25 protein-coding genes are annotated in these 23,881 nt (G+C 59.9%); 6 read left to right on the plus strand and 19 right to left on the minus strand.

The features are described from left to right. Positions 1-37 precede the first annotated feature (37 nt). Positions 38-538, plus strand: coding sequence for an Hcp family type VI secretion system effector (locus BKD70_RS11575; protein WP_047276870.1), 501 nt, complete (start codon positions 38-40; stop codon positions 536-538). Continuing rightward, the gene (locus tag BKD70_RS11580; protein WP_047276868.1) at positions 531-1,229 is read left to right on the plus strand and encodes a DUF4225 domain-containing protein; all 699 of its coding nucleotides are present in this window, start codon (positions 531-533) and stop codon (positions 1,227-1,229) included. Before BKD70_RS11575 ends, BKD70_RS11580 begins: the two co-directional genes overlap by 8 nt. Positions 1,230-1,926: 697 nt before the next feature. Here the strand turns inward: BKD70_RS11580 and BKD70_RS11585 are convergent. From BKD70_RS11585 to BKD70_RS11630, 10 genes are all read right to left on the minus strand, one after another. After that, positions 1,927-2,196: a hypothetical protein gene (locus tag BKD70_RS11585; protein ID WP_186348467.1), complete on the minus strand. Its 270-nt coding sequence runs from the start codon at positions 2,194-2,196 to the stop codon at positions 1,927-1,929. Positions 2,197-2,361: 165 nt separating this feature from the next. Further along, a complete protein-coding gene (locus BKD70_RS11590; protein ID WP_047276865.1) occupies positions 2,362-3,261 on the minus strand; it encodes an SDR family oxidoreductase in 900 nt (299 codons plus the stop codon). 118 nt (positions 3,262-3,379) lie between these two features. Next, on the minus strand, positions 3,380-4,687 hold the full coding sequence (locus BKD70_RS11595) for an MFS transporter (RefSeq protein ID WP_047276863.1): 1,308 nt from the start codon (positions 4,685-4,687) through the stop codon (positions 3,380-3,382). A gap of 46 nt (positions 4,688-4,733) precedes the next feature. After that, positions 4,734-5,966 carry a sugar MFS transporter gene (locus BKD70_RS11600; protein ID WP_047276861.1) on the minus strand — a complete coding sequence of 411 codons (1,233 nt, stop codon included), beginning with the start codon at positions 5,964-5,966 and terminating at the stop codon, positions 4,734-4,736. Between the two features lie 44 nt (positions 5,967-6,010). After that, on the minus strand, positions 6,011-6,388 hold the full coding sequence (locus tag BKD70_RS11605; protein WP_047276859.1) for an L-rhamnose mutarotase: 378 nt from the start codon (positions 6,386-6,388) through the stop codon (positions 6,011-6,013). Continuing rightward, complete coding sequence (locus tag BKD70_RS11610) at positions 6,385-7,161, minus strand: SDR family oxidoreductase (RefSeq protein WP_047276858.1); 777 nt, start codon at positions 7,159-7,161, stop codon at positions 6,385-6,387. Before BKD70_RS11610 ends, BKD70_RS11605 begins: the two co-directional genes overlap by 4 nt. Next, the gene (locus tag BKD70_RS11615) at positions 7,158-8,021 is read right to left on the minus strand and encodes an amidohydrolase (protein ID WP_047276856.1); all 864 of its coding nucleotides are present in this window, start codon (positions 8,019-8,021) and stop codon (positions 7,158-7,160) included. The genes BKD70_RS11610 and BKD70_RS11615 overlap by 4 nt, the downstream gene beginning before the upstream one ends. Positions 8,022-8,054: 33 nt before the next feature. Continuing rightward, entirely contained in the window at positions 8,055-9,332 is a 1,278-nt protein-coding gene (locus BKD70_RS11620) for an L-fuconate dehydratase (RefSeq protein ID WP_047276854.1), read from the minus strand. Between the two features lie 14 nt (positions 9,333-9,346). Further along, positions 9,347-10,195: an ureidoglycolate lyase gene (locus BKD70_RS11625; RefSeq protein ID WP_047276851.1), complete on the minus strand. Its 849-nt coding sequence runs from the start codon at positions 10,193-10,195 to the stop codon at positions 9,347-9,349. A gap of 41 nt (positions 10,196-10,236) precedes the next feature. Then, positions 10,237-10,977 carry an SDR family oxidoreductase gene (locus BKD70_RS11630; RefSeq protein WP_047276849.1) on the minus strand — a complete coding sequence of 247 codons (741 nt, stop codon included), beginning with the start codon at positions 10,975-10,977 and terminating at the stop codon, positions 10,237-10,239. A 9-nt stretch (positions 10,978-10,986) separates the two neighbouring features. Between BKD70_RS11630 and BKD70_RS24740 the strand changes: the two genes are divergently transcribed. Continuing rightward, a complete protein-coding gene (locus BKD70_RS24740) occupies positions 10,987-11,235 on the plus strand; it encodes a hypothetical protein (RefSeq protein ID WP_139047520.1) in 249 nt (82 codons plus the stop codon). After that, positions 11,216-11,977 (plus strand): FadR/GntR family transcriptional regulator, encoded by a 762-nt coding sequence (locus BKD70_RS11635; protein WP_047276847.1) that lies wholly within the window; start codon positions 11,216-11,218, stop codon positions 11,975-11,977. Before BKD70_RS24740 ends, BKD70_RS11635 begins: the two co-directional genes overlap by 20 nt. A gap of 36 nt (positions 11,978-12,013) precedes the next feature. Here BKD70_RS11635 and BKD70_RS11640 read toward each other — a convergent pair whose 3' ends face one another. From BKD70_RS11640 to BKD70_RS11665, 6 genes are all read right to left on the minus strand, one after another. Further along, positions 12,014-13,324 (minus strand): histidine-type phosphatase, encoded by a 1,311-nt coding sequence (locus BKD70_RS11640; protein ID WP_047276845.1) that lies wholly within the window; start codon positions 13,322-13,324, stop codon positions 12,014-12,016. A gap of 150 nt (positions 13,325-13,474) precedes the next feature. Beyond that, on the minus strand, positions 13,475-14,779 hold the full coding sequence (locus BKD70_RS11645; protein ID WP_047276843.1) for a histidine-type phosphatase: 1,305 nt from the start codon (positions 14,777-14,779) through the stop codon (positions 13,475-13,477). Positions 14,780-14,816: 37 nt separating this feature from the next. Continuing rightward, positions 14,817-15,575: an oligogalacturonate-specific porin KdgM family protein gene (locus BKD70_RS11650; RefSeq protein ID WP_047276841.1), complete on the minus strand. Its 759-nt coding sequence runs from the start codon at positions 15,573-15,575 to the stop codon at positions 14,817-14,819. 153 nt (positions 15,576-15,728) lie between these two features. Continuing rightward, a complete protein-coding gene (locus tag BKD70_RS11655; protein ID WP_047276840.1) occupies positions 15,729-17,117 on the minus strand; it encodes an MFS transporter in 1,389 nt (462 codons plus the stop codon). A 79-nt stretch (positions 17,118-17,196) separates the two neighbouring features. Next, positions 17,197-18,030 (minus strand): inositol monophosphatase, encoded by an 834-nt coding sequence (locus tag BKD70_RS11660; protein WP_047276837.1) that lies wholly within the window; start codon positions 18,028-18,030, stop codon positions 17,197-17,199. Positions 18,031-18,177: 147 nt separating this feature from the next. Beyond that, entirely contained in the window at positions 18,178-19,188 is a 1,011-nt protein-coding gene (locus BKD70_RS11665) for a substrate-binding domain-containing protein (protein WP_047276835.1), read from the minus strand. A gap of 279 nt (positions 19,189-19,467) precedes the next feature. On the opposite strand from BKD70_RS11665, the gene BKD70_RS11670 reads away from it, so the two are divergent. Together BKD70_RS11670 and BKD70_RS11675 are read left to right on the plus strand one after the other, a co-directional pair. Continuing rightward, complete coding sequence (locus BKD70_RS11670) at positions 19,468-20,709, plus strand: glutamine synthetase family protein (RefSeq protein ID WP_169835827.1); 1,242 nt, start codon at positions 19,468-19,470, stop codon at positions 20,707-20,709. Positions 20,710-20,812: 103 nt separating this feature from the next. Next, positions 20,813-22,153 carry an MFS transporter gene (locus BKD70_RS11675; protein WP_047276831.1) on the plus strand — a complete coding sequence of 447 codons (1,341 nt, stop codon included), beginning with the start codon at positions 20,813-20,815 and terminating at the stop codon, positions 22,151-22,153. 51 nt (positions 22,154-22,204) lie between these two features. Here BKD70_RS11675 and BKD70_RS11680 read toward each other — a convergent pair whose 3' ends face one another. The 3 genes from BKD70_RS11680 to flgM all read right to left on the minus strand — a co-directional run bounded on the left by BKD70_RS11680 (position 22,205) and on the right by flgM (position 23,880). Beyond that, entirely contained in the window at positions 22,205-22,945 is a 741-nt protein-coding gene (locus BKD70_RS11680; RefSeq protein ID WP_047278066.1) for a flagellar brake protein, read from the minus strand. A 93-nt stretch (positions 22,946-23,038) separates the two neighbouring features. Next, entirely contained in the window at positions 23,039-23,506 is a 468-nt protein-coding gene (locus tag BKD70_RS11685) for a flagella synthesis protein FlgN (protein ID WP_047276830.1), read from the minus strand. A 50-nt stretch (positions 23,507-23,556) separates the two neighbouring features. Further along, the gene (gene flgM, locus BKD70_RS11690; RefSeq protein ID WP_047276829.1) at positions 23,557-23,880 is read right to left on the minus strand and encodes a flagellar biosynthesis anti-sigma factor FlgM; all 324 of its coding nucleotides are present in this window, start codon (positions 23,878-23,880) and stop codon (positions 23,557-23,559) included. Position 23,881: the final 1 nt, after the last annotated feature.

The following is a 23,881-nucleotide window of genomic DNA, read 5'->3' on the forward strand; positions in this document are numbered from 1 at the left end:
AATAGACTGCCCACTCTGACCACAAGGAGTGAAACGTATGGCTAATCACAGCTACATGACCATTATCGGAAAAAAACAAGGTTTGATTTCCGCTGGTTGTTCCAGTCAGGACTCTATAGGGAACAAGTGCCAGGCTGGACATGAAGACGAAATTATGGTGCTGGCTTACTCTCATAATATGGCCGCTGGTAATGACGGAACCACGTCAGGTGGCCGTGGCAAACATATGCCCGTCGTTATTACAAAAAATATTGATAAATCTACGCCTTTGTTAGCTAGTGCTCTTCATGAAGGCGAAGAAGTTGAATGTAAAATTAACTTTTATCGAACCTCTCCTGCTGGCTTTCACGAAAAATATTTTACTGTAATGCTAGGTGGTGGCCGTATTGCCAATTTAAGCGTTCAAGTACCGCATGCCATTCATATGGGTGACGCGCAGCCACAGGAGTTTATGGCCATTAGATATCGTGAGATTAGCTGGGTACACCACCAAGCAAGTACAAGCGCCTATAGCTCTTGGGGGAACGAAGGTGAATGAAGAGTCATGTGATATTCATGATGTAGCCAAAGCAGGTTCTGACCTAGTGGCATTAGGGTGTACGATTGGCGCTACGAATTTCTATGAAGGCTTTATGCAGCTTCAGTTCAGTTCAATTATCTCTCATTATGTGAGCGAAGTTATAAAGGATGTTAATGACGGTGTAATAAGTGCTTGGGAGGGAGTGAAAGAGATAAGGGATGAATATGCTGACCTATCTTCCAAGGCCATTTTTTACGCTAAAAACGGCATCGGGGTTGTTGCCGGAGCCATGCAGGTTGAGGTTGGCATCACGGTTACGGGGGCTTCATATGGTTTGGGGGCGCCAGTAGGTGCGTTTTTTATCGGACACGGCGTGAATAATATGTATGAAGGTGGGATGAATATCTATAACGGCCCTGATGGTCCGGCAGTACAGGGGCCTACTAGACGTGCCTATCAATTCTTTATGGGGGATGATTATAAAGGGGGTATGGCATATGGAACCATCGACTTAATTTTGTCTGCTGGTGGTATGATGCGGCCAATACGCAAGACGGATTCATTACAACTTTTCAGGCGAGACCCTTTGAATTATGAGTCGGCATACCAGCAAACCGGAAAGTTAGCTTTATTTTTTGAAGTCTTAGTTGATTCAATTACAGTTCATTCTATGATTTCAGAAGAAAGACCTGAAGTAGAAGGTAAGTGATATCGTGAGTGGTGATATTAATTACCACGTATTGCGTAGTCTGGGGATATAAAAGCGCAAGCCTAAGGTGACGATAATAAGGAACACAACGCCGCTGACAACCCAATAGGGGGTGCCTTTCAGGGGGAACACTTTTGTTATTCCCCACACAATAGCCATTGTATAGCCCATAGAGCAGCCGATAACAACCAACCCCAAGCTTACCAGATATCTTATCGTATACATGTCCTATAAAACCCCTTAGCTAAAAACTCATAAGCCAATATACCCTCAATTCATCGAGTAAGTGCAACGCTTGAAGCAAGAGAGTGAGTACGCACCGCTGGTAGATACTAGGTTCTCACACCAAAGGACTCAAGCAGCAAAGAAAAACCGAGACGCTGGTTTTCACGAAAGTAAACTCACACCTCATCAGTCATCGTCCAGGATGACCCCGGCGAGATCAATATGCTTGGACTCCAGTTATCCAAGCGGTTTGGCTGTTAGCTTCTCTTTCGATTTGTTCCCGTAGGTGCATGGTGGGTGCAAAAAGAACTATACGGGGTCGTTTTTACGGACACAACCGGACACATTGGCCAAAAAATACTGGCTTCATCAATGATGGCTAGGCTTCATATGACCACCCTAAGGGGAAGGTTGCAGGTTCGAACCCCGCCTGGGACACCATTTCACGTCATCGCCTTTCAGTGTCTCCCCTTCAGATTGTCTCTTCCTGCCCTTCGAGCTCGGCGTGTTTGAGCCAGGACTCGGTGATGCGGCGTTCGAGTTCTTCCAGGTCCGCCATGCCCAACACACGTGTGGTGTTCAGGCCGCGTATATACCCCATCAGTTGATTGGCCGCGGTGCGCTGAGCGTCAGGGCAGGCATGGTCGTCGTGAAGCACCTCTTCGTAAGCCGTCAGGTACTCGGCGACACGTTCGCGGTATTGCGGCAGCACGGCTTCACGGATGCGGTCGAAGGTTCGCAGTTTTTGATTGGTATTCACGGTTGACCCTTACTGGAAGAATGGGCTGTTGTTTTTGTTACAACCAGAATTGAATGTAACCCACCCGTGACCCCGACCGCGATACCTGTGCACGTTTCAGCGGTCAGGCCGCACCGGCGGCCTTGTTCGCGTTTTAACGTTTATGCCTCAGGCAATGGATGTCCCCCCGGTAATGCCGAAAATCTCACCCGTGATGTAGCTCGATTCCTGGCTGGCCAGCAGCACATACAGCGGTGCGCACTCGGCCGGTTGCCCTGCACGACCGATGGGGGTTTCGGCGCCGAAGGTGGGGATTTTTTCCTGAGGCTGTCCACCGCTGGGTTGCAGTGGTGTCCAGAACGGGCCGGGTGCTACGGCGTTGACGCGAATGCCTTGGCCAATGACCTGTTTGGCCAGTGCTTTGGTAAACGCAGCAATGGCTGATTTGGTCGGCGCGTAGTCGAGCAAGGTTTCAGATGGCTGATAGGCCTGGATCGACGTGGTGTTGACGATGGTGGCACCGGCTGGCAAGTGCGGCAGCGCGGCTTTGCAGAGCCAGAACAAGGCGTAAACGTTGGTTCTGAAGGTCGCGTCAAACTGCTCGGTGGTCAGGTCGGCGATGGCTTTTTGTGCGGTTTGTTTACCCGCCACGTTCACCAGAATATCCAGCCCGCCCAGCCCCTGGACGGCCTGGCTCACCAATGTCTGGCAAAACGCTTCTTGGGACAAATCGCCCGGAATGCAGAGGGCCTTGCGACCTTCGGCTTCGATCAAGGCGACCACCTCCCGTGCGTCAGCTTCTTCCTCGGGCAAATAGTTGAGCACGATGTCCGCGCCTTCGCGGGCGTAGGCAATGGCAACGGCACGGCCGATCCCTGAGTCAGCCCCGGTTATCAGCGCCTTGCGGCCCGCCAGTCGGCCAAAACCTTTGTAGGATGTTTCGCCGTGGTCAGCATGCGGCTTCAATTTATGCACTGAACCGGGAGCCGGTTGCGGTTGCTCAGGAAAGCCCGGCTGAGGGTATTGCGTCACCGGGTTTTGCATTGCGTACTGGTTTTCGGTCGTCATGTGGGCTGCTCCAGCTCAGATTGAAAGAACAAGCGCTGTTGCGCGTCTCTAAAAATCGGAGTTGGAGCACGGTTTGATCGTTCAATCGGATTTCAGGTGTCTTGAAACCGGGCAATGGTCAACGGCTGGGGGCGGGCACACCCTGTGGCGCTGGCCCGCTACTGGCCCGGCTTGAGCGCAACAGCATCAGCGCACCCAGTAAGGCGGTTCCGGCCAGGAAGTACATGCCCGCATGGGGGTTATCGAAGTGTTGCTCGACAAAGGTTTTCACCGTCGGTGCCAGAAACCCGCCCAGATTACCCAGCGCCCCGATCACGGCAATCCCGCTGGCGGCCGCCGCGCCGCTCAACAGCCGCGTGGGCAGGGTCCAGAACAAGGGTTGCACGGTGATAAACCCCGACGCCGCCAGACAAAACGCCAGAATCACCAGCGGCAGGCTGGCGCTGAGGGTCGAACCGACCATCCCCAGTGCCGCGAGCGCCAGCATCCAGGCGGCATAGCGGGTTTGCTGACCCTTGCGGTCGGCATGTCGCGTCACCGCGTACAGCATGCACACCGTGGCCATCCACGGAATCGAGGTCAGCGCGCCCACGTGCAGACCAATCCCGGTGCCCAGCAGCTCGGCAATCCGGGTGGGCAGGTAAAACAGAACGCCATACACACTGACCTGAATCGTGAAATAGATCAGGGTGAAGTACAGCACGGCCGGGTTGATCAGGGCGGCGCGCCAGGACGACGGGCCCTGATTGGCTTTTTGCCGCTGTTCGGCATCCAGCGCCTGCTCGATCGCTGCCTTTTCCTCGATGTTCAGCCACTTCGCATCCCGCGGGCGGTCATTGAGGTAGAAGAACGCAACCACGCCGATCACCGAGGCGGCCAACCCTTCCGTCACAAACATCCATTGCCAGCCTGTCAGGCCAAACTGGCTGCTTTCCAGCAACCAGCCCGAGACCGGGCCGCCGATCATCAGCGAGAGCGGTACGCCAAAGTAGTAAATGCCGTATGCCGAACCCCGCTGGTTCTGCGGGAACCAGTAGGTCAAATACAGCACCACCCCCGGCGACAGACCCGCCTCAGCCACACCCAGCAAGAAGCGCAGGATGTAGAAGCTGGTTTCATCATGAGCAAACATCATGGCTGCCGACACCAGCCCCCACGTGACCATGATCCGGCTCAGCCAGACGCGGGCGCCAATCTTGTGCAGCATCAAGTTGCTGGGGACTTCAAACACCGCATAACCGATGAAGAAAATCCCGGCCCCCAGGGCAAATGCAGCGTTGCTCAGGCCTGTGTCAGCCTGGAAGGCGTGTTTGGCGAAGCCGATATTGGAGCGGTCGATGATGGCCATGGCGAACATCAGCGCCACGAACGGCAGGATGCGCCAGCGGATCTTTCTCAGGGCTTGTTTCAACACGGGAGTGGACATGTAGAACTCCGATTATTGTTTTTGTGGAGTGCAACAACATCAGGTGTCAGTTGGGCCGGGCGCGCAATGCACTGCGGGCGTAGGCCGCGACAATCAAAAAGCAGCCTGTCGGCAGCAGGTACGCCACTGCCGTTGAAGAATGGTCGGCCACCAGCCCCATCACGTAGGGCAACAACGCGCCGCCGACGATGGACATGATCATGAATGAACTGCCGCGCTTGGTGTGCGGGCCGAGGTTTTTGACCCCCATGGCAAACAGCGTGGGAAACATGATCGACATAAAAAAGAACGTCGCCACCAGCGCGATCACCGACACCCCCTCCAGCCCGCTGACCACCACGACGCAGAGCCCGGTGTTAATCAGGGCATAGGTCAGCAGCAGGCGCTGCGCGTTTACCCGGCCCATCAACCAGGTGCTGAAAAATCGCCCGAACATGAAGCTGAGCATCGCCACCGAGAGCAAGTACGCCGCTTGCTGGTTGCTCATCTGCGCCCAGTGCTCAGTCACGTAATTGATGAAGAACGCCCCGACCCCGACTTGCGCGCCGACATAAAAAAATTGGGTGATGACCCCCGTGACGAATTCGCGATGCTGCCACAGGGTTTTGTCGCTGCGCTGTTGCACGGCGCTTTCCTGCTCGCGCAAATCCGGCAACGGGGTGCGGCCAATCAGCAGTGCCACCAGCAACACCAGTCCGGCGATCACCAGGTACGTCATCTGTAGCGATTGCGTGGATTCGAGATGGCTGGCACCGCCGAAGAACAGCGCGCCACCAATCAGCGGGCCAAAAAACTGCCCCAGCCCGTTGAACGACTGCGCCAGGTTCAAGCGCCGCTCGGCGCCTTGCGGTGCGCCCAATACGGTGGCGTACGGGTTGGCGGCGGTTTCCAGGCAACCGAGGCCGCACGCAATCACGAACAGCGCAAACAGAAAAAACGCGAAGCTCTGTGCCGAGGCCGCGGGCATGAACAGCAACGCGCCGATGGCATAGAGACACAGGCCGAGCAGGATGCCCGCCTTGTAACCGTATTTATCCATCAGCAGCCCGGCGGGCAGGGCGATCACAAAGTACGCGCCGAAATAAGCGCTTTGCAACAAGCCTGATTGCGCCTTGCTGACGTGCAGCGTGTCTTGAAAGTGCTTGTTCAACACATCCAGCAAGCCGTAGGACAACCCCCATAAAAAGAACAGACAGGTCACCAGTATCAGTGCCCGGCGATAAGAAGAAACCGCCGCCGGAAGGGGCGACGCTGCAACGGTGGAATGCTTGAGTGACATAACGCATCTCCTGCTTATTGTTGTTGTGTCGTTGCTGCCGGGTGTTAAAGGTCTCGCGCTTCGCCCGTGGCGCCCGTGTGGGGCGCGTGCAGGCTGAATATTTGTGCCATCGGCGTCCACTTCTGGTGCCTGGCCGTCCATGGCGTGGGCTGTTGAAAGCGCCACATCAGCGCCTCCCATGCCTGTACGTGCGGGTCGCTGGCCGCGGCGCGGGCAAAGGCTTCAGGGTCGAACCCGCAGGCCGTGTCCATGACCATGAACAGGCGCGTGCCCAGTCGCCAGATCTGCATGTCCAGTACCCCGTTGTCGAGCAGGTGCTGGCTGATCTGCGGCCAGATCTGGCGGTGCAGGGCTTCGTATTCGGCAATCAGCGCCGGGTCGTCCTTGAGGTCGAGGGCCAGGCAATGACGTTGCGCCGTCATGTCAGCGCCCGGTCCAGGTGGGTGTAGCCGCCATCGACCACCAGCCATTGCCCGGTGGTGTGGGAAGACCTGGACGACAACAGGAACAGCACGCTGTCAGCGATTTCCTCGGCGGTAGTCATCCGCTGACCGAAGGGGATCTTCTCGACGATGCTGGCCAGCTTGGCCGTAGGGTCGGCAAAGGTGTCGATCCAGCGCGCGTACAGCGGCGTCATGACCTCGGCCGGGATCACCGCGTTGACGCGTACCCCGTCATTGCGCAGCGACGTGGCCCATTCCCGGGTCAGCGACAATTGCGCGCCCTTGGCGGCGGTATAGCCACTGGTGCCACCTTGGCCGGTGAGGGCGGTTTTGGAGCTGATATTGACGATAGAGCCGCGACTGGCTTTGAGCGCATCCACGCACAAGTGGGTCATGACGTAGTAATGGATGAGGTTTTTTTCCAACGACTCGACAAACCCCGCCCGACCGGCTTCCAGCCCCACGCCATCATTGACCCCGGCGTTGTTCACCAGCCCGTCGATGCGTCCGAAACGTGTGAGTACCTGGGCCACGGCGGTGCGGCAGGCGTCTTCATCGCGCAACTCCACCTCAATGAACAGGCTTTGCGCCTGACGCTGGTCCAGTGCCCGCGCCAGCTCATCCGGCAACGGACTGTGGCCGAAAATCACCGGGATCGCGCCTTCATCGGCCAGCCCCAGTGAAATGGCCGCACCAATCCCCGAACCGCCGCCCGTAACGATAAACACCTTGTCCTGCAAATACAGATTCATGGGTTAACTCCTTCAATCCCGTAGACACGGCACGCGGTGCCGCCCCAAATGGCGGCCTGTTCGGACGTGCTCAGTGGCTGCACCGCCTGCTCAACCAGGGCGCAGGTGCTGATGTAGTCGCTGGCCAGCAGGCACACCGGCCAGTCCGATCCGAACATCAGGCGATCGGCGCCGAACAGCTCCAGCGCGGTGTGCAGGTAGGGCAGTAAGGGTCTGCAGTCGCGCGATTGCCAGTCACCTTCGGTCATCAGCCCCGAGAGCTTGCAGCTGACATGGGGCAGCGCCGCCAGCCCCGCGAGTTGCTGCGCCCACTCCCGCAGGCCCTGCGCTTGCACGTCGGGCTTGCCCAGATGATCGAGCACCAGGTGATGCCCGTCGTGCTGTTGGCACAGCCGGGTCGCGGCAGGTAAATCCCGCGCCTTGATCAGGACTTCATAGACCAGACCCTTGCGTTGCAGGGTGCTGAGCCCGCGATTAAACGCTGCGTCCTGCATCCACACGGCGGGCACGGGTTCGTCTTGCAACTGATGACGAAACCCGCGTAGCACGCGGGCATCTGCCCATTGTTCAAGGGACGGCTCAAGGCGGGCCGAACGCAGGTCGGTCCAGCCCACCACAGCCCGTATCCAGGGATGCCTGTGGGCCAGTATCAACAGGCGATCCGTTTCGGTTTTGCAGGCGCGTGCCTGCACGGCAATGCAGCCATCAAGCCCGGCCCGGTCCAGCAAGGGCCGCAAATCATCGGGCTGAAAGTCCTGACGCAACGCTGGCATGTCGCCCGTGATCCACGGGTAGCGTGCCGCGTCGTAGCGCCAGAAATGCTGGTGGGCATCCAGCCGTAGTGAGTGTCGGGACGACATTATTGTTGTGCTCCGTCCGCTGATGACTGGGTTTCAACCCCGGTAGCGATACTGCTCGCGGGATGCGGCTTTCATCTGGATCGAAAACCCCGGTGCCTGGGGTGGCATGTACGCGGCATCGCGAATCACGCACGGGTCTTCGAAATGCTCATGCAGGTGATCGACAAACTCCACCACTCGCCCTTCATGGGTGCCAGCGATGCACAGGTAATCGATCATCGACAGGTGCTGCACGTACTCGCACAGGCCAACCCCGCCTGCGTGCGGGCACACCGGCAAGTTGTACTTGGCCGCCATCAGCATCACCGCGAGCACTTCGTTGACCCCGCCCAGGCGGCAGGCATCAATCTGCACCACGTCGATAGCCTCGCGCATGATCAGTTGCTTGAACACGATGCGGTTTTGGCACATCTCGCCGGTGGCCACTTTGACCGGCGCGACGCCCAGTCGGATAGTGCGATGTCCTTCGACGTCATCCGGGCTGGTGGGCTCTTCGATAAACCACGGATTGGCGAAGGACAATTCGCGCACCCAATCAATGGCGGTGTCGACTTCCCACACCTGATTGGCATCAATCATCAATTTGCGGTCCGGGCCCAACACTTCGCGGGCGATGCGCACGCGGCGGATGTCGTCTTGTAGGTCATGCCCGACTTTCAATTTGACGTGGGAAAACCCCGCATCCACGGCTTCTTGGCACAGGCGGCGCAGCTTGTCGTCGGCGTAACCCAGCCAGCCGGCGGATGTGGTGTAGCAGGGGTAGCCGTGGGCTTCGAGCAGCGCCATGCGTTCGGCCTTGCCGTTGGCGCGCTCGCGCAGCAGGCTCAGCGCCTCGTCGGGGGTGATGCAATCGGTGAGGTAGCGAAAATCGATGCAACGCACCAGTTGCTCGGGGCTCAGGTCGGCCACCAGGCGCCACACCGGTTTGCCTTCAGCCTTGGCCCACAAGTCCCACGCGGCGTTGACCACCGCGCCGGTGGCCAAGTGGATAGCGCCCTTGTCCGGGCCGATCCAGCGCAGTTGGCTGTCGCTGGTGACGTGACGCCAGAAACGGCCCATGTCCTCGGCGATCCAGTCCAGTTTCAAGCCCACCAGCAGGCTGGCCAGCGCCTTGATCGAAGCGCAGCAGATTTCATTGCCGCGGCCGATGGTGAACGTCAGGCCATGGCCTTCAAGGCCGGGGGTGTCGGTTTCGAGGATGACATAGGCCGCGGAATAATCCGGGTCCGGGTTCATCGCGTCGGACCCGTCCAGCGACTGCGAGGTGGGGAAGCGAATGTCTTCGACCCGTACGGCGGTAATGGTGGTCATGGCTCAACTCCCTGTCAGTCGGCATCTACCGTGCGTTGGTGTTGTTCACCCAGGCCACTGATGCCCAGGCGGATCTGCTGGCCGGCGCGCAGGTACACGGGCTCGGGCTTGATGCCCAGCCCGACGCCGGGCGGGGTGCCGGTGGAAATCACATCACCGGGTTGCAGGCTCATGAATCGGCTCAGGTAACTGATGATGGCCGGGATCTGGAAAATCATGGTTCGTGTGTTGCCGTTCTGATAGCGCTTGCCATCCACTTCCAGCCACAGGTCGAGCTGGTGCGGGTCGGGAATTTCATCGCGCGTCACCAGCCACGGGCCGAGCGGGCCAAAGGTGTCGCAGCCTTTGCCCTTGTCCCATGTGCCGCCCAGCTCCAGTTGAAACGCGCGCTCGGACACATCGTTAATCACGCAATACCCGGCCACATGTTCCAGCGCATCGTCTTCGCTGATGTAGCGGCCGCCCTTGCCGATGACCACGCCCAGTTCCACTTCCCAGTCGGTCTTGTGCGAATGACGCGGGATTTCGATGTCGTCGTTGGGGCCGACAATGGCGCTGGTCCATTTGCCGAACACCACCGGCTCGGCCGGAATCGGTGCGCCGGTTTCGGCGGCGTGATCGGCGTAATTGAGTCCGATACAGATGAATTTTCCGACTTGACCGACACACGCACCCAGGCGCGGCGAACCGGGTACGCGGGGCAACGAGGCGGGGTCGATGTCTCGCAGGCGGTTCAGGCTGTCGGGGCTCAAGGCCTGGCCTGCAATGTCCGTGACCACGGCAGACAAATCGCGCAGCTCACCGTTGTCATCCAGCAGGCCTGGACGTTCCTGGCCTTTTTCGCCAAAGCGCAGCAGTTTCATAAAAGCTCCTTGAAGAGGTAAAGAGAGGGCGCAGCGGTGGGCTAGTTGCTCCAGCCGCCGTCAATGATCTGGGTGGTACCGGTGGTGAAGCCGCTGGCGCTGGACCCCAGGTACAGCGCCAGTTGCGCGATTTCTTGCGCCGAGCCGATACGGCCCATGGGCTGGCGGCTGACGAACGCGGCGTACACCTCGGCTTCGCTGCGCTGTTCGCGCAGGGCCTGCTCGGTGATGCGCTGGCGCAGGGAGGGGGAGTCCACCGTGCCGGGGCAAATGGCGTTGCAGCGAATGTTCTGGCTGACGAAATCGGCCGCGACGGCGCGGGTCAAGCCAATCACCGCGCCTTTGCTGGCGCAGTAGGCGAAGCGGTTGGGCACGCCTTTGATGCTGGACGCCACCGACGCCATGTTGATGATCGAACCGCCGCCGTTGCTCAGCATTGCTGGCAGAAACGCACGGATCATGCGGTACATGGCCGTGACGTTCAGGTCGAGGGCGAAGGCCCAATCGGTGTCGTTGCATTCGAGGATGTTGCCGCTGTGTACCACCCCCGCGCAGTTGAACAGCACGTCCAGCGGGCCCAGCTCGGCGGCGAGGCGCTCAATGGCGTGCGGGTCGGTGACGTCGAGCAGGTGTTTGTGCGCGCCGTGCAGTGAGTCCAGGGCGGTGGCATTGATGTCGGTGGCGAAGACCTCGGCGCCAGCGGCGAGGTAGGCCTGCACACTGGCCTGGCCAATACCTTGGGCTGCCGCGGTGATGAGGACGCGTTTGCCGGAAAGATCCATGGATGCTCCGTGACACTGTTCATTATTGTTATTTGGCCCAATGGTCAGGCCATTGTAGGCGTGCGCCTGGCAAAACCGGGGAAGGATTGGGCGGCGCTTTGCGTTATGATCGCTGTACGTTACCCATCCAATGGTCAGGCCATTGAACCTTTTGTAGCATGCACGTTGCACCGCAACAAGCGCCTTTTTACGGCCGCGTGGCGTGCAGAGCGCCGAATTGAGCAGGACAAAAACCGACATGCCTTTTCAAGTGATTGATAACCAACGGCTTTATCGACAGATCGCAGATCAGTTGCGCGCCCTGATCGACAGTGGAGAATTTCCACCCGGCAGCCGCTTGCCCGCCGAACGTGAACTGGCCAAGTTGTTGGGCGTCAGTCGCGCGTCCGTGCGTGAAGCCATGATTGCGCTGGAAGTGATCGGGCTGGTCGACGTGCGCGTAGGCAATGGCGTTTTAGTGTGTGAGCCGCCAGTCAAACCCGTGTCAGATGAACCCGTGATGGCGCAAGTCACGCGCAATCAGTGGCAAGAACTGGACCCGGAACTGGGCATCGAGGTGGATTTCAGCGCGGAAATTCCGCCGTTTGCCTTGCTCCAGGCCCGTCGTTTGATTGAGCCCGAAGCCGCGGCGCTGGCGGCCGTGAATGCCAGTGATGCAGAGCTGGCCGGGATTCGTGAGGCGTTCGAGCGCAACGTGCAGGACAACCGCGAAGGCTCGCACACTCACCCCGGCGACCGCCTGTTTCACATCCGGATTGCACAAGCGTCTGACAACCCGGCTTATGCGCTGATGATTCAACATTTGCTGGGCCATCGTTACGGCAGTCTGTTCCAGCGCCTGCAAAGCCATTACACCTCAGACGACATGCCACACCGTTCCGAAGACGAGCACCGCACCCTGCTGCATGCCCTGGAGCAGCACGACGCGCAAGGCGCGCGTCAGGCAATGGCTGACCATCTGGACGAAGTCATCCGCATCTTCAGTCGAAACGCGCAATAAGCGGCAGGCATTGCGCCTGCCGCGTGGCGTGACGGTTTACTGAAAGCGGTAGGGCGTGAGCGCGGTCGGGTCGATGTTTCGCTCGACAGTCGCCATCGCGGCCTTGAGCGGGCACAGCAGGCCGACGCGGGTGGTGCGGCAGTCCGTGGCGCTTTTGAACTCGCTGTTCAGCGGTTTTGCCTGGCCTTGCAGCTGCGTCAGGTTGCGAATCTGGTCCATCGACTGGGCTTCAAACGCGATGCGCAAGAAGTAGTCCCCGGTGCTGACTTCCTTGTAGCGCTCAAACTGCAACGTGCCCACGGGCGGAATGTTGTTTTCAATGTAGTCGCCCAGCTTCCAGCCAAAGCCAAGCATGGTGCGCAGGTAAGAAATGTTGGTGTCGTGGGCCACCAGCAGCATCAGCGGCACGTCAGGCGGCGTGTCGGTGACGTTTTTGGCGGCTAGCGCCGTGCCTTGTTTGAGTGCCAGAGCAATCTGGTTCATCAGCTCCGACGCTCCCCGGCTGGCGATGTAGGGGATGTCGTTGAGGTAATCGTATTTGGCTTTGGTCAGCACCATCAGGCCCGACACGTCCGCAGCCGTGGGGGCGTGGCCGAACGCGACTTTATCCAGCGGCAGGCCCTGGCTGTATTCAAGGCGGAACACTTCGCCCATGTTGGCGCCCGCGCTCAGGCCCTTGATCGAAAAACGGCCCTTTTCGTTTTGCACCAGTTTCCAGGGTTCGTGGCCGTAGGGGCAGTTCACGTCTGGCAAGCAGGCCACTTCACGCAGGGTTTCTTCAAACGGGGCGTAACGCTTCTGGGCGGCCTCCACGCTGCCGCCCAGTGCCTTGAGGATCTGCGCCTTGGCTTTTTCGGCGTCCAGCGCGGCAAAGCTCATTTCATTGGCCTGGAACAGGGCGTCCTGTTTGCCCGCCACGTAGGTGGGCTGGAAGCCGCAGCCGGGGAACATGCCGTCGAGTAACGCCTGGGCCGTGGCCTTGGTGCGTTGCAGGGGGCTGGCATGTGCCAGCACCGTTTTGGCGTCCGGGCAACCCTGGGGGATCAGCCCGGCGTTGCGCAGGACCGTGCCGCGATAGCGGCCCATTTCCACCGCCCCGGTGTAGCCGTGGCCGGTCAGGTTGCCCAAGGGCACCAGCCAGGTCGGCCATTGGCGCTGCGTGACCTGCGTCAGCAGTTTTTCATTGGACGCGGTCGGGGGCCGTACGCCGTGGCGGCTGACTTGCACCACTTTATCCAGCACGTAGCCATCGCTGCTGGCGGTTTGGGCAAGCGCGACGGGCGTGAGTGCACTGCCCAGCAACAGGCCAAGCGCGAAACGGGTGACAGAGAACGCGGAGTCTTTCATGGGATTTCCTTTTGGCAACGCGGCGCAGGGGAACCAGCCGGTTCTTCCCCGACACAAGTGGCGACAAAGTCTAGTCGGCCAAATCCAGAGGCGCGGCATTTTGTGTGCGCTGGCGCAGGCTACTTAATGTCGCAGCCCGCGCCCCCGTTGTCAGGGATAGCGGTACGCGGTCAGGGCGGTGCGGTCGATGGCCGTGTTCAGGCGCTCGGCAAAATCCTTGAGCGGGCACAAAGTGCCGACCTGAGTGACCTTGCAGCCGGGCAGGCTGAAGTCAGCCTGCAGCGGCGGATTGTCGGCATTCAACGGCGTGAGGTGGCGCATTTGATCCGGCGTCTGGGTGACGAACGTGGTGCGAATGAAGCGCTCGCCGCTGTCCGCGTCGCGGTAGCGCTCAAATGCCAGGGTGCCGGTGGGCGGGATATTGCCCGGCTGGTACTCGCCCAGCGTCCAGTGAAACCCGAGCATGGTGCGTAACTGAGAGAGGTTGGTGTCATGGGCCACGATCACCAGCAACGGTGCCGCTGGCGGGTTGCCCAGTGGATCGGCCTGCTCCAGGGGCGTGCCTTGCTCCAGCGCCAGGCGCAGCTGATTCATCAGTTGCGAACCGCCACGCCGGGCGATGTGTGGCGTGTCATTGACGAAGTCGTATTTGGCCCGGTGCAAGCGCGTGAGTGCCATCACCTGTTTGGCATCGGCTGCGTGGCCGAACGCTACCTCTCTCATGGGTTTGCCCTCGCTGTATTGCAGGCGGAAGGTTTCGCCCAACGAAGAGGCTTTATCCAGCCCCTTGATTTTCAGGCGCCCCTCATCGTTTTGCTTGATGACCCATTGCGCGTCGTAAAACGGGCACGGTTTGCCCTCGACACACGCAGCGGCCTTGAGCAGGTCGAGGTCGGGTTGCAGGCGGGCCTTGGCCGCTTGCAGGTCGCCACCCAGCGCCGTGAGGATTTCAGCCTTGGCGATGGCCGGGTCGACGCGGGCGAAGTCCATCTTGTCAGTCTGAAACAGCGGATCGAGGGACTGCGCGCTGGCGTGGGGTTTCTCGCCGCAGCCGGGGAACATGCCGTCCATCAATGCGGCGGCGGTGGCGCGGGTGCGCTGTTTAGGACTGGAAACCGCGTACAGCGTGCCGTTTTGCGGGCAGCCGGCTGGCAGCAGACCGGCCTGGCGATACTGCTCGGCTTGCCAGGCGCCCATCAAACTGGCGGCCAGATAGCCGTGGCCGGTGAGTTCACCGTCGCGGACCAGCCAGGTGGGCCATTGGCGCTGTGTGGCCTCCACCAGTTTGGCGGTGTCGGTTTGCGGGCGTATGCCGTGGCGGCTGACCTGCACCGCTTTTTCAAGCACGTAATGGCCTTCGTCTTGAGCGTGGGCCGTGAGTGGGCTGCTCAGGCCCAGGGCGACGCTCAACAGGGGGCCGCCCAGGCGGGCAAGGCGTGAGAGAGAAACGTTCATTCGCAGTCTCCAGCAGAAATTGAAGGGCAGGGCGCGGTCAGAATTTGTATTTGAAGCCCACGCGGTAGCGGGCCTGACGCTCGTCGGTGTTTTTGTCGACGTAGACGTCCGCCACTTCAACGTACGGGGTGAAAGAGTGGGTCAGCTTGTAGTCGATATACAGCTTGTTGCTGTAGTTACGTTTTTTGCCATCGAAGGCGATCTGGTTGCTGTAGATCTCTTTGCGCGCCACGCCGATGGACATGTGTTCCGTCTTGTATTTACCGCCTAAGGACCAAACGTTGTCGCGTTTGGTTTCCTTGCCGTCTTTGTAGGTCGTGACTTTGTAGTAATAGCCGGGCGTGGCCGAGAAGCCGTAACCCAGTTCATACGGGAACTTCAACGCAGGCTTGTAGGACTTTTTGTCTTTGCCCTGTGAGTAGGTGAACTTGGGTTTGAACTTCAAGTGTTTGGTGAGTTTGTGCGAGTACTTGACCTTGCCCTTGAGGGAGTCCTTGGTCATGTGTTCAAACGGCTGGCCCGGCTGGCCATTGCTTTTCTCGGCCGGGCTGGCGACGAACTGGAAAGAGAACGCCAGACCGTTATCCAGGGCCTGGGTGATCATCACTTTGTCGGTGTGATCGCGATCTTTTTCGTTGTACTGGTGCTGGTAATCCAGTTCCAGCGCCTGAGCCGCGCCAGGCATCAGCAACAGGCTGCCTTGCAGGGTGGCGGCACACAGGGCGGCCATCAGGGCGTGGTTGTAAACAGGTTTGCACACGTGTGCAATTCGGGGCGTGCTCAATGGGTTAGTCATCGTGTTGGCTCATTTATTGTTGTTGTTAGATCCAAGACAAATACGCGGGATTTGAGGGGCTTGGTTAACACAACTCCTTGCTGGCATCTGCCAACTATGCGGGGTGAATGTTTCAGGGATATGTCACTTTTTGTTTCAAAATCAACAGGCTGTTCAGGGCTGCACCGGCACCAGGGTTTCTTTGCGCTTGGGCAAGGTCGGCGGCCTGCGCTGTTGCAGGTGCAGGGCGAACAGGGCCGTCATCAGTACCGAGACCAGTGAGGCGCAGACCCAGAAAATCGACAATGTCTGGAAGTCATATGCCTTGCTGCCATCACTGAGCACTGTGGTGCCGTGTTCGATTAACACCCCGGTGAGGATTTCCCCGGCGGCGGCTCCTGCGTAACTGGCGATGCCAATCATGCCCAGTGCAGCGCCCGCGGCCCCTTTGGCGGCGATGTCGGTGGCCATCAAGCCGCCCAAAAAGCACAGCAGCGCGCCCATCGACAGGCCGAAAAACAGCATGGCGGTTGCGTCGAGCCAATAGTGGCCCGCCGGAACGAACAGGAATGCGCTCAGCGACAAGGTGTTCATCAGGCCGAACAGCATGGCCAGTGCGTTGCGCTTGCCATTGAAAAAACGGTCGGAGATCAAGCCGCTGAGCCCGGTGCCGATGATGCCGAACACGCCAGTGATGGAGATCAGGGTCGAAGCGCTCAAGGTGTTGTACGCCTTGGCATTCTCCAGAAAAAACACGCCCCAGGAGATCACCGCGTAACGGCCGATGTACATCAGGCACGACGCCATTGCCAGCAACCACAGGGCCGGGTTTTTCAGCAGGGCCAATTGTTTGCTGAAGATGCTCGGTGCGGGCGAGTCGCCGGGGGTGGGCGTTTGCGCTTCATGGTGCACGGGAGGGAAGCCGCAGCTTTGCGGCGAGTCCGCCATGAAAAAGAAGATCAACGCCAGCCCGGCCAGCCCCATCAGGGTTGCCAGCCCGTAGCCATACTGCCAGCCCCACGTGACCACCACGGCGGCCACGGCCACGTAGGTCAGCGCCTCGCCCAGGCTGTGTGCAATCGACCAGAAGCCATAAAACGTGCCGCGTTCCTTGTCGCTGTACCAGCGTGACAGCGAGACCACGCACGGCCCGACGCCCATCGACTGCGCCCAGCCGTTGAGGCCCCAGATCAGGGTCAGAATCACGGTGTTGGTGGTCAGGCCCATGCAGGCATTGACGAGGGCGCTGAGCAGCAGGCCCAGCATCATGAAACGCCGCACGTTGGCGTGATCGGCGAGAAACCCGTTGACCAATTTGCCGATGGCGTAGGCGAAGAACAGTGCCGATCCGATGATCCCCAGTTGCGCGGGGCTGAGCAGGTTATGGGCGACCAGCGCGGGCTTGACCACGTTGAACGACAGGCGGCACACGTAGAACAGCGCGTAGCTTAAGGACATGGATAAAAAGGTTTGCCAGCGCAACCGCTTGAACCGATCCATGTCCGGGTTGGCCGGGCCTGGCCGGGCGGGCGCTGCCTTGAAGGCATTGAGCAAAGAAATCATGGCGCAAGGTTTCCTGTTTATTGTTTTTCAGTTCGCGCCCTGCAGGCACGCGCTGTTTCAGGTCAGGCAATGCTGTGGGTCAGGCGCTCAGCGACGGTCCGATCAATTGCGCCAGCGCAGGGTAGAGCTGCGGGGCGGCGACCAGTAACGGGTTGCCGTCGGTCAGGCCGTCGTCGCGCAAAAAGTCGCTGCAGTGCCCGCCGGCTTCGCGAACCAGCACCAGCCCGGCCAGGCAGTCCCAGCTGTTGATGTGGGTTTCGTAGTAGCCGAGCAAACGGCCTGCCGCGACGTAGGCAATCATTAATGCGCCCGAACCATTACGAATGAACATGCCGCCTTCATCCAGCAGGCGATTGAGGAACGGCAAAAAGTGTTCTTTGCCGCGCCGGTGGGAGGTGCCGACCCCGGTCAAGCCCTGGGTCAGGTCGGTGGCCGGGTTCACTTCAATGCGGGTCTGATTCACAAAGGCGCCGTGGCCCCGGCAAGCATGAAACAGTTCGTCATGGTTGGCATCGGCCACGGCGCCCAGCCACGGTTCGCCGTCCACCAGCAGGCCAATCGACACGCACCAGGTGTGCAAGCCGTTGACGAAACAACTGGTGCCATCAATGGGATCGACCACCCAGATGCAGCGTGCTTGCAAATCGCTGGCGCCGGTTTCTTCCCCTACAAAGCCGTCCTGCGGGAAGTGCTCGCTCAGTTGCTGCTTGATGAAGGTTTCAAGCTCGCGGTCGGCGATGCTGACCACGTCTTGCCCCACGCCCGCCTTGTGACTGACTTCCAGGCTGGCGCGCTGGCGGTAATAGTCGAGCCCCAGTTGCGCCGCTTGCACCGCGATACGCTGAGCCTGACGGTAGCGTTCATCAAGGGCGAGTGGCTCGGGCGGCAGAAGGGCAGAAAGACGGTTCGGCATGCTGACATCCTCAGGTTTGCACACGTGTGCAATCGGGTTTCAAAAAAAGTGAGTCGTCCGGCTGCAGGAGAGAGGGTGCAGGGACGACCCACTGTTGAGGCCATACAACACGAAATAAAAATTCAATTCAAGGTTAAAATAAAACAATTATTCCAAAGTGCTGTTGCGTCTGACCAGCGTGACCGGGATAGAGCGGTGCGGCGTTGGCAGAAGAAAATTTTTCCGACGGGCGACAATCGCCGCGACGGCACTGTTGGCCAGTTCGCGGCTGTCCTGACGCAAGCTGGTCAGGCGGTAGGCCAGATGGGCGGCTTGGGGAATGTCGTCAAAGCCGATGATTTGCACGTCGTGGGGCACTGCCAGGTGGTGCTCAATACGCACACCGTCCATGGCGCCCAGGGCCAGCATGTCGGTGGCGCAGAAGAGGGCGTCGGGCCGCACCGCGCCACTGAACAAGTGCCGGACCGCCGCCAGTCCGCCTTCATAGCCGGGGGCTGCATCCTGCACCGCCAACGGGGTGATGCCTGCTGCGGCCAGGCCCTCGCTGAAGCCCAGCCAGCGTTCGCGACTGCTGAAATTGTGCAGGCCCTGGCCGATAAACGCCGGGCGCCTGGCACCGCTGGCCAGTAACGTCTGCGCCGCCAGCCGACCGCCGCCGCGATTGTCGCTGCCAATGATGTCGGCGCCCTCCAGTTCGTGACCCCGGTTAATCATCGCCACGGGGATGTGATGCTTGAGGTAGTGCTGCACCACCGACAGGGGCGGCGAGGCCGAGGTCAGAATCACCCCGGCAATTTGATAACTCAACAACGTGTGCAGCGATTGCTCCAGTTGCTGAGGGTTGTCGGCATTCATCAGCAGCGGCATCAGCCCCTGTTTGTTCAGGGCGTCGGTGATTGGGCTGAGCAGGCTGGCGCGGAACGGGCTTTCGAACCCGGCCGTGACCACCCCGACAAAGTTGCTGTAGCCCTTGTTCATGGTGCGGGCGATCAAGTTCACCTGATAGCCCAACGCCTGCGCGGCGGCCAGCACCTTGTCGCGTGTGTGGGGCGCAACGCTGGCGCCCGGCGTGAACGTGCGCGAAACCGCAGAACGCGACACCCCGGCGTGGCGGGCCACATCGTGGGCGGTGATTAAATGGGCGTCGTCTTTAGGCATACCGGGCACTGCGCGAAAAAGTAGAATCGCCACCCTAATGGCTTGCGCCCTAAATGCATAGGGAACCGGGCGCAGGATTTCAGGGATTTAACCCACGCGCGCTTGAAATACCGAACAGGTGGTGCGTATTTTGTACGGGTCGCCGTTCGCGGCTTGTACAACAACAAGGAAAGAGTCATGACGACCGATGGCCAGGGTTCACTCGCGCAGCGACTGACCGGCATTGATGAGATTGAATGTGTGACGCCGGATTTGAATGGCGTTCCCCGCGGCAAAGTGATGACCGCCGAGGGGTTCCTCGAAGGGCGACGCTTGCAGATGGCCCGTGGGGTGCTGCTGCAATGCATCATGGGCGGTTACCCGGAGTCGCGCTTTTACGGCAGCGATGACGGCGATCTGGCGCTGGTGCCCGATGCCGCGCACATTCATCGCCTGCCGTGGAGCACTCCACCCCGGGCGCTGGCCATCTGTGACGCCGACGAGCTGACGGGCGAAAGTTCGCGCCTGTCGACCCGGGGCCAGCTCAAAGCCGTGATCGCCCGGTATGCCGCCCGCGGCCTGGCGCCTGTGGTGGCCACAGAGCTTGAGTTCTTTGTCTTTGCGCCCAACACCGACCCGACCCAGCCGTTCCAGCCACCGCTGGGCCTGGACGGTCGTCGTGAAGTCGGCTTCTCGGCGTTCAGCATCAGTTCCAATAACGGCCTGCGTCCCTTCTTCAATGAAGTCTATGAATGCATGGCCGCGCTCGGGTTGCCCCGTGACACTTTCATGCACGAAATGGGCGTCAGTCAGTTCGAAATCAACTTGCTGCATGGCGATCCGCTGTTGCTGGCCGACCAAACCTTTCTGTTCAAACACCTGCTCAAAGAGGTCGCGCTCAAGCATAGCCTGACGGTGGTGTGCATGGCCAAACCGCTGGCGAAAACCGCCGGCAGTTCGATGCACATTCATCAAAGCGTGGTGGAGCTGGGCACCGGGCGTAACGTGTTCAGTGATGCGGCGGGCCAACCGACCGCGACGTTCCGTCATTTTATCGGCGGTCAGCAGGCCGGCATGGCGGACTTCACCGCCTTGTTTGCGCCAAACGTCAACTCCTACCAGCGCCTCTGCCACCCGTACGCGTCCCCGAACAATGCGTGCTGGTCCCACGACAACCGCGCTGCGGGCTTGCGCATTCCTGCCAGTTCGCCGGTGGCCCGGCGTGTCGAAAACCGTTTGCCGGGTGCCGACGCCAACCCCTATCTGGCGATTGCGGCCAGCCTCGCAGCGGGCTTGCACGGCATCGAAAACCAACTGGAGCCGACCCCTGCGATTCAAGGGGAATTCGAGGTGCCTGAGGCATTGTCATTGCCATGTACCTTGCATGCCGCTCTGGAGCGTCTCAAACGCAGTCACTTGGCGAAGGAACTGTTCGGCAAGGAGTTCATCGAAGGTTACATTGCGTCCAAGACGATGGAGCTCACCAGCTTCTTTGATGAAATCACACCCTGGGAACGCCGCGTGTTAGCGGCTCAGGCTTAATCGTCCAGACGGCACAGGCTTCGGCTCAACCGTTTGAACCTGCTGCGTGCGGGCTGCCTTGGGGCAGCGCGCACGCCACTGCATGGAGTCGCGGGGAACGCCGATGCGCCAAATCTGGAAGTCTTTTAAAGCGTTGTATTTCGCCTCGCTGATGATGTTGATCGGCTCGGGCTTGCTCAGTACCTACCTTGCCTTGCGTCTGGCTGCCGACAATGTCGACGGCCTGTGGATCGGTGCCCTCATGGCGGCCAACTATTTTGGTCTGGTGCTGGGGGGCAAGATTGGTCACCGGTTGATTGCGCGGGTGGGGCACATCCGCGCGTATGCCACCTGCGCCGGTATTGTCGGCGCGGCGGTGCTGTGTCACGGCCTCACCGACTGGCTGCCGGTGTGGCTGCTGCTGAGGGTGATCGTTGGCCTGGGCATGATGTGCCAGTACATGGTCATTGAAAGCTGGCTCAACGAGCAGGCTGATGCCAAACAGCGTGGCGTGGTCTTTAGCCTGTACATGATTGCCTCGTACCTGGGCCTGGTGCTCGGGCAACTGATTCTGGTCATCCACCCGGCCCTTGGCCCGGAACTGCTGATGCTGGTGGCACTGTGTTTTGCGCTGTGCCTGGTGCCGGTGGCCATGACCCGGCGCATTCACCCGGCGCCGTTGCACCCTGCGCCGATGGACCCGAAGTTTTTCATCCAGCGGGTGCCGCAGTCCTTGATTGCCGTGCTGGGGGCGGGGTTGCTGGTGGGTTCGTTCTACGGTCTGGCGCCGCTGTATGCCACGCAGCAGGGCTTGTCCACCGAATTGGTCGGCTTGTACATGGGCTGCTGCATTTTTGCCGGGTTGCTGGCGCAGTGGCCACTGGGCTGGTTGTCCGACCGTTATGACCGGCCCCTGCTGATTCGCGTGTTCGCGTTCATTCTGGCGGTGGTGTCGCTGCCGCTGGCGATCCTGCCCTCAGTCCCCCTGGAGGTGCTGTTTATTGCGGGCTGGTTGAGCGCGCTGGTGCAGTTTTGCATCTACCCGCTGGCCGTGGCGTTTGCCAATGACCACGTGGAAGCGGATCGCCGGGTGTCACTGACGGCGATGCTGCTGGTGACCTACGGCATCGGGGCCAGTATCGGGCCGTTGGTGGCGGGGGTATTGATGAAGGTGTTGGGCAGTCAGATGCTCTACGCGTTTTTCAGCCTGACGGGCCTGGTGCTGGTGTGGCGCATTCGTCCGAATGCGGTGACCAACCTGCATCAGGTCGACGATGCGCCGCTGCAGCACGTGGCCATGCCGGACAGCATGTCCAGCTCGCCTTTGGTGGCGGCGCTTGACCCTCGGGTCGATGAGCAGGTGGTGCAGGATCAGATGCAGGACAACGTAGAACCGACGGCCGTCCCTGAAAGCGCCGAAGGCCCTCACCCCGAGGGAGAAGGCGCTGATCAGCCGCGTGTTTGAATCACTGTGAAATCTGCACCCTCTCCCGGTGGGAGAGGGTGAGGCGCTGCCTCAATAGTCGTCGTCTTTATCGAACCGTCGCGCATCGCGCTGCAGTTGATACACGAAACGCTCGACCTGACGCTGCACGCCGCCGCTCATGTTGTGAAAGCGCATGCCGGCAAAAGTGATGTTGAGGCGTTCTTCAAAATGCAGGTAGCGCAATTCCACGGGCGTGGTCATAGGGCCGAAGGGCAGGGCGGCGTTGAAGCGTTCGTAGACTTGCCCCAGTTGCAGGCGCTCGCTGACGTCGCCTTCAAAGCGCAGTTTGCAACCCGTGGCTGAGACATCCAGCAACTTGCCTTCCAGCGGGAATTTGATTTTGTCGCCATCGACTTTCACATTCACCAGATCCGCCAGCTTGAGGGCGGCGCGGAACGCATTGCGGCGCTGGTGGTAGACAATTTCGGTCGGCAACGCACCGTGGTAGCAGCGGTGGCCGTCTTTGTCGTCAATGGTCAGTTGCGTGGTGCACTCCCAGGCAATGCGAACGCCGTCATGAAAGCCTTCAACGCGAAACGGCTCACCGGCTTCAAGGAAACGCTCACCGTCGCGCGGGATCATTTCGTCAAAAGCCAGGGTCGCGGTGTCGCGATCAACTTCGACCAGATAGCTCTGAAAACGCTGACTGCGTTCGTGGAAGGTGATGATCAGCGGGTCGTGGCTCTCTTGTAGCATCCGCAAATGGGCGGAAATTTCCAAAGGTGTGGTAAGCACCTTGGGAGGCTGCGGAGCATCTTCAGCATGGGACACGGTTCATCAATCTCCAGACAAAATACAACAACACGCAAAAAAGAGGCATTTTGCCAGTATGTTGCGTCTTTAGGATAGTGCGGTCACGCGGGCTCACGCCTGGCTGAAAGCGCGTGGTTTGTTGACCAGTGCGGTGGTGCCGCGGGCGTCATACAGCGTATGGGCTTCGCCGCCGTGCAAAATGCGCTGCTGATTGGCTGTGATGAGTTGTTGGGTCTGGATGGCCTGGCCGTTGATCACATTGGCGGCCTGACAATCGGCCAGCACCTGATTCAATGCCTCGCTTTGAGCGAGCAGTTGCGGGCCGAGGTCCGAGTGGCTGGCCAGTTGCTCAAGCCCGCTGCGGTTGGCCGGCAATCCAAGCCCCGCCAGGATTTCGCTGCGCTTGCGGCCATGCTGATCGAGCAGAATGATCAACGACTGTTTGCGCGCCAGAATGTCTTCGAGCACCAACATGTCGCGCCCTTGCAGGGCAATGGTTTCGTCCTGCAGCAAGGCGAGCAGTTTCTCGGCAGGGGCGAAGTCGTCGTTGATCAGTTGCAATAAAGTCGTGTCGTGCATGGCTGGCTCTGGAATTTAAGCGTCCAAAAGCCTGGCGCTTGCCCCAAGGGCTAGCGCTGGGCTTCCAAGTTAAGCAATTTGCTGGCAACCCGATTGCTGTCGACGGTGTAGGTGCCGTCGGCGATGGCTTGTTTCAACTCGGCCACTCGGCCTTTGTCGACAATCGGTTGATCGCGCAGCGAATCGCTGATTTTTTGCAATTGTTGTGCCCCGTCACTGAGGTGCACAGATTCACCGCTCGGGGCGCTGACGCCCGCTTGCTCCTGAGTGGCAGGGGCCGATTTAGTGGCGCTGCCTGCTTCCTGACTGCTGTTGCTGCGCGCAGTGCCGGTTAAAGGCGCGGCGTTGTTAAGGCGACTGAAGTCGATGACCATG

Origin of the sequence: Pseudomonas sp. BS-2016 (assembly GCF_001806145.1) — a bacterium.
In the GTDB taxonomy this organism is placed as follows: Bacteria; Pseudomonadota; Gammaproteobacteria; order Pseudomonadales; family Pseudomonadaceae; genus Aquipseudomonas; species Aquipseudomonas lundensis.